The 6,784-nt window shown below is 73.0% G+C and carries 6 protein-coding genes; 5 read left to right on the plus strand and 1 reads right to left on the minus strand.

From position 1 onward, the window contains the following. Window positions 1-144 precede the first annotated feature (144 nt). From IRX98_RS21975 to IRX98_RS21990, 4 genes are read left to right on the plus strand one after another with little or no spacing between them, the layout of a single operon-like run. On the plus strand, window positions 145-1,677 hold the full coding sequence (locus IRX98_RS21975; RefSeq protein ID WP_224280423.1) for an AMP-binding protein: 1,533 nt from the start codon (window positions 145-147) through the stop codon (window positions 1,675-1,677). An 18-nt stretch (window positions 1,678-1,695) separates the two neighbouring features. Then, window positions 1,696-2,496 carry a Nif3-like dinuclear metal center hexameric protein gene (locus IRX98_RS21980; RefSeq protein ID WP_224280425.1) on the plus strand — a complete coding sequence of 267 codons (801 nt, stop codon included), beginning with the start codon at window positions 1,696-1,698 and terminating at the stop codon, window positions 2,494-2,496. A 16-nt stretch (window positions 2,497-2,512) separates the two neighbouring features. Next, entirely contained in the window at window positions 2,513-3,253 is a 741-nt protein-coding gene (locus IRX98_RS21985; protein ID WP_224280427.1) for a zinc ribbon domain-containing protein, read from the plus strand. 13 nt (window positions 3,254-3,266) lie between these two features. Continuing rightward, window positions 3,267-4,358, plus strand: a complete 1,092-nt coding sequence (locus IRX98_RS21990) for an FUSC family protein (protein WP_224280428.1) — start codon at window positions 3,267-3,269, stop codon at window positions 4,356-4,358. Between the two features lie 10 nt (window positions 4,359-4,368). Here IRX98_RS21990 and yaaA read toward each other — a convergent pair whose 3' ends face one another. Then, entirely contained in the window at window positions 4,369-5,148 is a 780-nt protein-coding gene (gene yaaA / locus IRX98_RS21995; RefSeq protein WP_224280430.1) for a peroxide stress protein YaaA, read from the minus strand. A 52-nt stretch (window positions 5,149-5,200) separates the two neighbouring features. On the opposite strand from yaaA, the gene IRX98_RS22000 reads away from it, so the two are divergent. Next, a complete protein-coding gene (locus IRX98_RS22000; protein WP_224280432.1) occupies window positions 5,201-6,661 on the plus strand; it encodes an RNB domain-containing ribonuclease in 1,461 nt (486 codons plus the stop codon). Window positions 6,662-6,784: the final 123 nt, after the last annotated feature.

Raw genomic sequence — 6,784 nt, forward strand, 5'->3', positions numbered from 1 at the left:
ATGAGAGCCGGATGAGAGACCTCTCATGTCCGCTCACCGACGTCTGGGTGCCGTCCGTCGCAGTTGCTGCGCCGAGTCGTCGTACGGAGGTTGTGGTGCATGCCACAGTGGCGGTGCCACACCTCACCGGACCAGGGAGCTGCCGTGATCGTCCCCTTCAGCGTCACCGACTTCATCGAGCGGGCCGCCGCCGTCTACGGCGAGCGCCCGGGCTTCATCGACGAGCCCGACCAGCCGGCCGCCTCGCTCGGCACGCTGACCTACGCCGAGGCGTACGCCCTCGCGCAGCGGCAGGCCGCCCGGCTCGACGAGCTGGGCATCGACGTCGGCGAGCGGGTCGCGGTGCTGAGCCACAACTCGGCGCGGCTGCTGACGTCGTTCTTCGGCGTGTGCGGGTCGGGCCGGGTGCTGGTGCCGATCAACTTCCGGCTGCGCCCCGACGAGATCGCCTACATCGTCGCCCACTCGGGGGCACGCGTCCTCTACGTCGACCCCGAGCTGGTCGAGTCGGTGTCGGGCATCGACGTGGAGCACCGCTTCGTGCTCGGCGAAGACGAGTCGATGTTCGCGGCCCCTGGCTCTGAGCCGCGGGCGTGGGAGCCGGACGAGAACGCGACGGCGACGATCAACTACACCTCCGGCACCACCGCGCGGCCCAAGGGCGTGCAGCTCACGCACCGCAACCTGTGGACCAACGCGGTGACGTTCGGCCTCCACGCGGGCGTCACCGACCGCGACGTCTACCTCCACACGCTGCCGATGTTCCACGCCAACGGCTGGGGGATGCCGTTCGCGATGACCGGCCTGGGCGTCCCGCAGGTCGTGCTGCGCAAGGTCGACGGCGCGGAGATCCTGCGCCGGGTCAGGGACCACGGCGTGACCGTGATGTGCGCGGCGCCCGCCGTCGCCGCCGCCGTGCTCGACGCCGCCCAGGACTGGGAGGGCGAGATCCCCGGCCGCGACCGGGTCCGGATCATCATGGCCGGTGCGCCCCCGCCGACGAAGACCGTCGTCCGGGTCGAGGAGGAGCTCGGCTGGGAGTTCGTGCAGATCTACGGCCTCACCGAGACCTCACCGCTGCTGACCGTCAACCGCAGCCGCGCCGAGTGGGACGAGCTGTCCGCGGAGGAGCGGGCCGCGAAGCTGGTGCGGGCCGGCGCGCCCGCCATCGGCGTACGCCTGCGCACCGACGAGCACGGCGAGGTGCTGGCGCGCTCGAACGTGATCCTCGAGGGCTACTGGGAGCGGCCCGACGAGACGGCCAAGGCGCTGGTGGACGGGTGGTTCCACACCGGTGACGGCGGAGTCATCGGCGAGGACGGCTACCTCACGATCAGCGACCGCAAGAAGGACGTGATCATCACCGGCGGCGAGAACGTGTCGTCGATCGAGGTCGAGGACGTGCTGTTCTCGCACCCGGCCGTGGCCGAGGTGGCGGTGATCGGCGTGCCGAGCGAGAAGTGGGGCGAGACCATCAAGGCGCTGGTCGTGCTCGCCGACGGGGCGAGCGCGGACGAGGCCGAGCTGATCGCGTGGTGCAAGGACAAGGCCGCGGGCTACAAGGCGCCCACGTCGATCGAGTTCCGCGACGAGCTGGCCCGCACGGCGACCGGCAAGCTGCAGAAGTTCAAGCTGCGCCAGCCCTACTGGGAGGGCCAGGAGCGGCAGGTCAACTGACCCCCGGATACTGGCGCCATGCCCACGCTCGCTGACGTCGTCGACCTGCTCCACGCCTGGTACCCGCCAGAGAGCGCGGACTCCTTCGACGCCGTCGGCCTGGTGGCCGGCGACCCGTCGGTGGAGGTCGCGAAGGTGATGTTCGCGGTCGACCCGACCGTCGAGGTGGCGCGCGAGGCCGTCGAGTGGGGTGCCGACCTGCTGGTGGTCCACCACCCGCTCTTCCTCACGCCCGTCAGCTCGGTCGCGGCGACCACGCCCAAGGGCCGCACCCTCCACACGCTCACCTCCGGCGGTTGCGCGCTGCTGACCGCTCACACCAACGCCGACCAGGCCTCCTCGGGCGTCTCCGAGGCCCTCGCGCTCGCCCTCGGCCTGCGCGACCTGGCGCCGATCCTCCCCGCGTCCGAGGGGGCGGCCACCGGCACCGGACGCGTCGGGACGGTGGAGGAGACGTCGCTCGAGGCCTTCGCGGCCCGGGTGGGCCAGTCGCTGCCGGCGACTGCGCACGGCGTACGTGTCGCGGGGGCCCCGGACCGGGTGGTGCGGCGGGTCGCGGTGTGCGGCGGGTCGGGGGACTTCCTGCTCGACGAGCTGGCCCACGGCGACGTCGACGTCTACGTCACCAGCGACCTGCGCCACCACCGGGCGGCGGAGTTCCTCGAGCACGACGGCCCGGCGCTGGTCGACGTGGCGCACTGGGCCGCGGAGTGGACGTGGCTCCCGGTGGTGGAGGCTCGGCTGCGCGGGGCGACGGGCGATAGGGTCGACACCCGGGTCAGCACGCAGTGCACCGACCCGTGGTCGTTTCGCTACTGAAGTCCCAGGAGAGCCGTTGAAGGCCGATCTCACCCACCAGGTCCAGCTGCTCGACGTCGCTGAGCTCGACCGCCGCGTCGCCCAGCTGCGCCACCAGCGCGCGTCGCTCCCGGAGCTCGCCGAGATCGCGGCGCTGACCTCCGAGCGCACCGCGCTGACCGACCAGGTGCGCGACGCCCGCATCGTCGTCGACGACCTCACCGTCGAGCAGGCCAAGGCCGACCGGGAGGTCGAGCAGGTCAGGACGCGGCGCGAGCGCGACCGCAACCGGATGGACACCGGGCAGATCACGAACCCCAAGGACCTCGAGCGGATGCAGCACGAGCTGGTCTCGCTCGAGCGCCGGATCTCCACGCTCGAGGACGCCGAGCTCGAGGTGATGGAGAAGCTCGAGGAGGCCCAGCAGGTGCTCGACGGCCTGGGCATCCGCGCCGACGACATCGACGCCCGCCTCGCCGAGCTCGTCGCCGCCCGCGACGAGAAGCAGGCCGGGATCGACGCGTCCCTCGCCGAGGTCACCGCCGCCCGTGGCCCCGCCGTCGACGGCATCCCCGACGCCCTGCTGGCGCTCTACGAGCGGCTGCGCGAGCAGAAGGGCATCGGCGCGGCCCTGCTGCGCGCCCGCCAGTGCGGCGGATGCAACATGACGCTCGACGCCTCCGAGCTCTCCCGGATCCGGTCGGCCCCGGTCGACGAGGTGATCCGGTGCGAGGAGTGCCAGCGCATCCTCGTGCGCACCGACGAGTCGGGACTCTGAGAGCCGCTCGAGCATGCGCCTCGACGCGGAACTGATGGCCGCGCGGGGCCGGACGTCCCTGCGGGCCCGGGTCGCGCGCCTGCGGTCCAAGGCCTGGGTCATCGGCCAGTGCGCGATCGCGGCGGGCGTCGCGTGGTGGCTCGCCGCCGACGTCCTCGGCCACCGGCTGCCGTTCTTCGCCCCGATCGCGGCCGTGGTCTCGCTCGGGATGTCCTACGGCCAGCGCCAGCGCCGCGTCGCCGAGGTCACGGTCGGCGTGGCGCTCGGGGTCTTCCTGGGCGACGCGACGACCCACCTGATCGGCTCGGGCGGACCACAGATCGCCCTCATCGTCGCCGCGGGCATGTCGATCGCGCTGCTGCTCGACGCCGGGCAGCTGCTCCTCATCCAGGCGGCCGTCCAGGGCATCGTGGTGGCGGCCCTGGCCCCGGCTCCCGGTGACGCCTTCGTGCGCTGGACCGACGCGCTCATCGGCGGCGCCGTGGCGCTCGTGGCAGCCACGGTCGTGCCGCGCGCACCGCTGCGCAGGCCGCGCGACCAGGCTGCGGTGGTCGTGCGCAAGATCGCCGAGCTGCTGCGGTCGTCGTCGGACCGGCTCGGCGACGGCGACGCCGAGCGGGCGCTCGCGATGCTGCGCGACGCCCGATCCACAGACGTCCTGATCTCGGAGCTGCGTGCGGCGTCGGAGGAGGGCCTGTCGGTGGTGAGCTCCTCGCCCTTCCGCAGACGCCACGGCGAGCACCAGCGCCAGCTCGCGGACCTCGTCGAACCGCTGGACGTGGCCCTGCGCAACACCCGCGTCGTCGTACGCCGGGTCGCCGTGGCGTGCCACCGCCGCGAGCCCGTCCCGGCGTCGTACGCCGCCCTGATGCGCGACCTGGCAGAGCTCGCCGAGCGGGTGGCCGACGAGCTGGTCGCCAACCGGATGGCGACCGCCGTGATCGACGACCTCGTGTCGCTCGGGCGGGCCACCGCGACGGTCGAGCACAGCCACGACCTGTCGGCCGAGGTGATCCTCGCGCAGGTGCGCTCGATCATCGCCGACCTGCTGGCACTGTGCGGGATGGACCCGCTCGAGGCGACCGACGTGATCCCGCTGCGCTGATCGACGCCTGTCAGACCTGGGTCACGACGACGTCGAGCTGCGTGCCCTTCGGCGTCGGCTCGCCGACCTCGACGGTCCAGCCGAGGCGGGTCAGTGCCTCGGCCAGGGCTGCCGGCGTGCGCGGATCGGCCCCGTCCTCCAGCAGCGCGCGCACGATGCGGCCCTTGGTGGCCTTGTTGAAGTGGCTCACCACGGTGCGCCGCCCCTCGGACTCGTGGAGCACGCGCACGGTCGCCACGCGGCCGGCCAGGTCCTTGCCGGGGCGCCAGAAGGCGGCGTACGTGCTGGACCGGAGGTCGACGAGCAGGCCGCCGCGCATCGCGTCCGTGACCGCCTCGCCGAGGACCTCGCGCCAGGCGGCCGCCACCGGGCCCACGCCGGGCAGGACGGCGTCGCCGGAGAGCCGGTAGGCCGGGATCCGGTCGCCGGGGCGGACGATGCCGAACAGCGAGCTCGTCACGGCCAGGCGTGAGGTCGCGCGGCGACGGGCCGCGGGGGAGAGGGTGGCGACGTCGAGGGCGTCGAAGAGGACCCCGGTGTAGATCGCGTCGGCGCGGGCCGTGGGTGCGGTGCGGAGCCCGGCGTTGCGCTCGACGAGGTCGCGCTGGGTGGCGCCGAGGCCGAGCACGTCGGCCGCCCGGTCGGGATCCTCGTTGCACAGGCGGGTCAGGGCCTCGAGCAGCTCGTTGCGGGTGGGGGTGAGCCGGGGAGCGGCGAGGGCGTCCAGGTCGAGGGGCTTGCCGCGACGCGGCGCGGACTTGCCCTCGCTGGGCGGCAGCAGGATCAGCACGCGCGCAAGCGTAGGCAGCGTCAGGAAGGCGACTGTGGCTAGGGTCAGGGGTATGCCCAGCAACCGCGTGGTGAAGGTCCGTTCGAGCGGCGACAGCGTCACCGCGCAGGAGATGCGCGACGGCATCGCCGCGATCCAGGCGGAGATGAAGGTCTCCGCGGCGTTCCCGGAGGCGGTCGAACGGGCGGCCACCGAGGCGGCCGCCGATCCGCGGCTCCCGGACCTCGACCGCACCGACATCCCCTTCGTCACCATCGACCCCGAGTCGGCACGCGACCTCGACCAGGCGCTCCACATCCAGCGTGATCCGGACGCCCCCGGCGGCTACGTCGTGCACTACGCCATCGCCGACGTCGCAGCCTTCGTCGCCCCCGGCGACCCGGTCGACGTCGAGGCCAACCGGCGTGGCGAGACGCTCTACGGCGCGGACTCCAAGATCCCGCTGCACCCGCCCGTGCTCAGCGAGGACGCGGCCTCCCTGCTGCCGGACCAGGTGCGCCCGGCGCTGTTGTGGACCATCAAGGTCGACGACACCGGCGAGGGCACCGACGTCCAGGTCGAGCGCGCCCTCGTGCGCTCGCGCGCGAAGCTGTCCTACGACGCGGTCCAGGCCGACGTCGACGCGGGTCGCGAGAGCGAGGTCATCGGCCTGCTGCGCGAGGTCGGCGAGCTGCGGCTGGCGCGCGAGGCCGCCCGCGGCGGCGTCTCGCTGCCACTGCCCGAGCAGGAGCTCGTCGAGACCGGCGAGGGCCACTGGGAGCTGGAGTTCCGCCGGCTCACGCCGGTCGAGACGTGGAACGCCCAGATCTCCCTGCTCACCGGGATGGCTGCCGCGTCGCTGATGGTGTACGCCCGGGTGGGCGTCCTGCGCACCCTCCCGCCGGCAGACCCCCGCGACGTGCAGCGGCTGCACCGCACCGCCCGTGCCCTCGGCATCCCCTGGCCCGCCGAGCAGCTCTACCCCGACTTCGTCCGTACGCTCGACCCGTCGCGCCCGACGCACGCGGCGATGATCGTCGCGTGCACGCGCCTGCTGCGCGGCGCGGGCTACGTCACCTTCAACGGGGAGCTGCCCGAGCAGGCGCAGCACTCCGCGCTCGCATCGGAGTACGCCCACGTCACCGCGCCGCTGCGGCGCCTGGTCGACCGCTACGCCGGCGAGGTGTGCGTGGCGCTGTGCGCGGGCACCGAGGTGCCCGAGTGGGTGATAGCGGCGATGGGCGAGCTGCCCGACACGATGCGCGAGTCCGGTCGGCGCGCCAACCAGTACGAGAACGCGATCGTGAACCTCTGCGAGGCCGAGCTGCTGCACGACCGGGTGGGCGAGAGCTTCGCCGCCGTGGTCGTCGAGGTGGACGAGAAGGACGCGTCGCGGGGAGACATCACCATCGAGGAGCCCGCCATCGAGGCAAGGGTCCGGGGCGAGGGCGACCTGCCTCTGGGCGAGGAGGTCACCGTCGAGCTGGTGCAGGCCGATCCGGCGTCGCGCTCGGTGGAGTTCAGGCTCGCCTGAGCCCAGATCCACCAGCCGCGGCGAGCGTCGTGAGTGTGGCGTAGAACGAGAATGCCCTCCTGAGCAGGGAGGATGTCGATTGCGACGCCGACTTCCAACCGCTCAAGAGGAGCACCTCGTAAG

Source organism: Nocardioides lacusdianchii (genome assembly GCF_020102855.1).
In the GTDB taxonomy this organism is placed as follows: Bacteria; Actinomycetota; Actinomycetes; order Propionibacteriales; family Nocardioidaceae; genus Nocardioides; species Nocardioides lacusdianchii.